The sequence below is a fragment of the Thermococcus sp. genome (genome assembly GCF_027066465.1).
Taxonomy (GTDB): Archaea; Methanobacteriota_B; Thermococci; order Thermococcales; family Thermococcaceae; genus Thermococcus.
The window spans coordinates 1-4,070 of the sequence record NZ_JAMONU010000017.1; the positions used below are offsets into that span (position 1 = coordinate 1).

At 52.6% G+C, this 4,070-nt stretch carries 4 protein-coding genes and 1 pseudogene; 3 read left to right on the forward strand and 2 right to left on the reverse strand.

The window, feature by feature from the left end:
* The 3 genes from MVK46_RS00815 to infB form a co-directional block, all read left to right on the forward strand.
* Nucleotides 1-842: hypothetical protein (locus MVK46_RS00815; protein ID WP_297534525.1), on the forward strand; the 842-nt coding region annotated here is incomplete at its 5' end.
* 70 nt (nucleotides 843-912) lie between these two features.
* Nucleotides 913-1,437 (forward strand): nucleoside-diphosphate kinase, encoded by a 525-nt coding sequence (ndk, locus tag MVK46_RS00820; RefSeq protein WP_297534527.1) that lies wholly within the window; start codon nucleotides 913-915, stop codon nucleotides 1,435-1,437.
* 67 nt (nucleotides 1,438-1,504) lie between these two features.
* Nucleotides 1,505-3,307: a translation initiation factor IF-2 gene (infB, locus tag MVK46_RS00825; protein ID WP_297534529.1), complete on the forward strand. Its 1,803-nt coding sequence runs from the start codon at nucleotides 1,505-1,507 to the stop codon at nucleotides 3,305-3,307.
* A gap of 4 nt (nucleotides 3,308-3,311) precedes the next feature.
* Here the strand turns inward: infB and MVK46_RS00830 are convergent, their stop codons facing one another.
* Both MVK46_RS00830 and MVK46_RS00835 read right to left on the reverse strand, forming a co-directional pair.
* Nucleotides 3,312-3,650: a hypothetical protein gene (locus MVK46_RS00830; RefSeq protein ID WP_297534531.1), complete on the reverse strand. Its 339-nt coding sequence runs from the start codon at nucleotides 3,648-3,650 to the stop codon at nucleotides 3,312-3,314.
* Nucleotides 3,651-3,700: 50 nt separating this feature from the next.
* A pseudogene (locus MVK46_RS00835) lies at nucleotides 3,701-4,070 on the reverse strand (hypothetical protein); the annotation flags it as partial.

The window sequence follows — 4,070 nt, forward strand, 5'->3', positions numbered from 1 at the left end:
CGAGGAAGGGCGTTCCCGTTCAGGTTACAAGCATCAGGAGCGAACTAATGAAGTGGAGCACGAAGAAGCCGGAGTTTCAGGAGGACATACCGCTCGGTGAAAAAATTGGAGTTCCAGAGGGCTGGAGCGTGAAGACCGTTGACAGCAGTGGAAACGTAAAAGTTTACAGCGGTGAAAGCGAGCCCTATTGGAAACCATTAGGACATATAACGATAGAACAAAATGACCCACCATATGGAAACATTTACGCATTGGCTTACGTGTATGGACTTAAAGACGATAATGACCCCAATTGGGAGTACTTTATGGTTGCTCCGCCCAAAAATGCCCCAGAAGAGGGAAGATACGAGATAGACCCTGGATACGGATTGAGGGAAGTTGAAGGAAACACCAACTACAAAGATTATGTAACAGAATCGGCGAAGATTATCCACAACTGGAACTTAGACCCCTCTCTGAATCCGAAACTAAAGATAGCTGACCCAATACTGCATAAAAATGGCCATACTACAGTCCAAATTACCTTTGGATACCCTGTTCCCGCAGTTACGTTTACTTCAACAATCCCCAATTATGAAATGCTCCCCGCTGTGGATAGATCAACTCAAATAGCCACGTGGCTCTTAAAGTTCGACACAGATTCATTAGATGCAAAGTATTCATTTGGAACGAACGTCGCCTCGGAGGGATATGTGAGCCAGAGCGTCCTCCACAACGGTCAGTGGCATGCCATCGTAAACGTGAAGTTTCAAGCAACTTTTGTACAAGCAGGAGATGTTCTTGGATGGTGGGGAGACCACACAACCTGGGGTGCCGTGACCTTCTACGTTAAGGTTGGCTGATTTTCCCTCTTTTCCTTCCTTTCCAAAAAACCTATTAACCGCGCGCCCCATTCTATAGACGGTGTTGCCGATGGCCGACAAGCAGATAGAGAGAACCCTCGTTATTCTGAAGCCGGACGCCGTTGTCCGTGGGCTAATGGGCGAAATAATAAGCCGTTTTGAGAAGAGGGGCCTCAAGATAGTGGGAATGAAGATGATATGGATTGACCGTGAGCTCGCCGAAAAGCACTACGAGGAGCACAGGGGCAAGCCATTCTTCAACGCCCTCATAGACTACATCACCAAGGCCCCGAGCGTCGTAATGGTCGTGGAGGGCAGATACGCCATAAGCGTCGTCAGGAAGATGGCCGGCGCCACCGACCCGAAGGATGCCGAGCCCGGAAGCATAAGGGGCGACTACGGCCTCGACATAGGGGATGCAATCTACAACGTAGTCCACGCCTCCGACAGTCCTGAGAGTGCGGAGAGGGAAATTAAGCTGTACTTCAGCGAAGATGAACTCTTTGAGTACTGCAAGGCCGCAGACTGGTTCTACCGCACCCACGCAAGGGCGAAGAAGGAGTATCTAGACGAGATTGGTTGTTCCGAGGAGTAACTCTGTTCTCTCCATTTTCTAACATTCCAAACCCTTTAAAAGGCCAGCCATGAGTTATGCTCAGGTGATGAAGATGGCAAAGAGGATTAGACAGCCCATCATAGCGGTCCTCGGTCACGTTGACCACGGCAAGACCACGCTCCTCGACAGAATCAGGCGGACAAACGTTGCCGCCAAGGAAGCGGGCGGAATAACCCAGCACATAGGTGCAACGGAGGTTCCGATTGACGTCGTAAAAAAGCTCGCAGGACCCCTCATAAAGCTCTGGAAGGGCGAGATAAAGCTTCCGGGGCTTCTCTTTATCGATACCCCCGGTCACGAGGCGTTTACAAGTCTGCGCGCGAGGGGAGGAAGCTTAGCCGATTTGGCCGTTCTCGTCGTTGACATCAACGAGGGCTTTCAGCCCCAGACGATAGAGAGCATAGAGATACTGAGACGCTACAGAACGCCCTTCATAGTTGCGGCCAACAAGATAGACAGGATTAAGGGCTGGGTTGTCGAGGAGGACGAGCCTTTCCTCCTGAACGTAAAAAAACAGGACCAGAGAGCCATCCAAGAGCTTGAGACGAAGCTATGGGAGCTTATAGGCAAGTTCTACGAAATGGGCTTTCAGGCAAACCGCTTTGACAGGGTTCAGGACTTCACGCGCGAATTGGCGATAGTTCCGATTTCGGCCAAATACGGCATAGGAATTCCCGAGCTTCTTGTCCTCATAGCAGGACTGAGCCAGAAGTACCTCGAGCAGAAGCTCAAGATAGAGGTCGAGGGGCCGGCGCGCGGAACAATCCTTGAGGTCAGGGAAGAGCTTGGCCTCGGAACAACGATAGACGTCATCATCTACGATGGAACGCTGAGGAAGGACGACACAATCGTCGTCGGCGGAAAGGACAAGGCGATAGTAACCAAAATCCGCGCCCTGCTCAAGCCGAAGCCCCTCGACGAGATTCGCGACCCGCGCTTCCGCTTCGACCAGGTTGACGAGGTCACCGCCGCTGCCGGTGTGAAGATAGCCGCCCCCGGTCTTGAGGATGCCCTCGCGGGCTCTCCGGTTATCGCGGCCCGCTCAAAGGAGGAAATAGAGAGGGCCAAGCAGGAGATACTCAACCAGATACAGAGCGTCGTTATAAACACCGGTAAAATCGGCGTTATAGTAAAGGCGGACACCCTCGGGAGCCTCGAAGCCCTGAGCAAGGAGCTCCAAGAGAAGGGAATCCCGATAAGGAAGGCGGACGTTGGAAACGTCAGCAAGACGGACGTCATGGAAGCCCTGAGCGTTCGCGAGGAGGAGCCGAAGTACGGCGTTGTCCTCGGCTTCAACGTCAAGGTAAACGAGGACGCGGAGGAAGTTGCAAAGGCCAAGGGAGTTCCGATTTTCGTTGGGAACGTGATTTACAAGCTCATAGAGGACTACGAGGCATGGGTCAAGGCGGAGGAGGAAAAGAGAAAGCGCGAGTTGCTCAAGAACGTAACGTTCCCCGGTGTTATAAAGCTCTATCCGGACGAGCGCTACGTCTTCAGGAGGAGCAAGCCCGCCATTGTGGGGGTTGAAGTCCTTGAGGGCAGGATAAGGCCGGGCGTAACGCTGATTAAGGAGACCGGGGAGAAGGTTGGCGTAATAAAGTCAATCAAGAACAGAAACGAGTTCGTTCAGGAGGCAAGGAAGGGGGACGCCGTTGCAATCGCCATCGAGGGGGCGATAGTCGGCAGGCATATCCATCCGGGTGAGACGCTCTACGTTGACCTCACCAAGAACGATGTGATAACGCTTTTGAAGCAGCTGAGGGATGAACTTGACGACAGCGACCTCCGGGCGCTGAAGATGACGGCCAGGGTTAAGGCCAAGGAGGACCCGTTCTGGAGGGCCGTTTGATTTTTCATCCCTCTTCCTGTTCTTTCTCCTGCCTGTAAACCCACTGTATGTAGCTCAGTATGTCGTGCATGATGAAGAAGCTTATGGCCGCGTCAACGGCAGAATAGATGTCCCCCGAGATTAAATAGAGCAGTGCGAAGAAGAATTCAATTGTGATGTAGATTAGGGCGACTTTTATTGCGGTTCGGTTTTCCCTTCCAACGCCGTAGGCTAAAACTAGATTCAACAGCCCAAAGAAGAGGTAGGTAACCGAGTTCCAGTAGTAGGCGTATCCGAGGAGGAGAATTCCGTTGATGGTGAGCAGGTAGGTGGCCAGCTGAAGGGGTTTGAACCTTTCGGGCATGGAAATAGATGGGAAAGGTAGCTTAAAGGCATTGTGGAGGCTGAAACATGCTAGAGACTGAGGGCGTTTTTAATCCTTTCGAACTCGCCCGGTGAGCCCCTGACTATCGGATATCTCGGCGTGAAGGGACAGCTTGGCTCCTCGCGGGCGCTTATCTCGAAGGTTCCGATTTTCTTCGCTATCCTGACGATTTCCTCCTTGTCGAGTCCGATTAAAGGCCTCAGAATCGGCAAATCACTCGCCCGGCTGACGATTAGGAGGTTGTCGAGCGTCTGTGAAGCGACCTGTCCGAGGGAGTCACCGGTTATTATCGCGCTCGCCCCGACCTCGTGCCCAATCCTGCAGGCCCTTCTAAGCATCAGCCACTTGCAGAAGACGCAGGTCCAGCGCTCCTTCTTGAGCTCCTTCAGCCTCTCAAAC